Genomic DNA, 235 nt, shown 5'->3' on the forward strand with positions numbered 1-235 from the left:
ATGGTGTTGGCGATGCGGTATGGGGTGGTGCCGGCGACGTTGCATGTGGATGAGCCGTCGTCGAAGGTGGATTGGGCTTCGGGTGCGGTCAGTTTGGTGACGGAGTCGCGGGCGTGGCCGACGGTGGATCGGCCGCGTCGGGCGGCGGTGTCGTCGTTTGGGATTTCGGGGACGAATGCGCATGTGATCGTGGAGCAGGCGGAGCCGGTGGAGGCGGAGGCGTCTGCACCGGTGG

1 protein-coding gene is annotated in these 235 nt (G+C 67.2%); it reads left to right on the forward strand.

Translation table 11 applies throughout. The annotated features are described in order from the left end of the window. Positions 1 to 235: ketoacyl-synthetase C-terminal extension domain-containing protein (locus SNR22_RS29260; RefSeq protein ID WP_320069902.1), on the forward strand; the 235-nt coding region annotated here is incomplete at both ends.

This window comes from Micromonospora sp. RTGN7 (assembly GCF_033804645.1).
In the GTDB taxonomy this organism is placed as follows: domain Bacteria; phylum Actinomycetota; class Actinomycetes; order Mycobacteriales; family Micromonosporaceae; genus Micromonospora.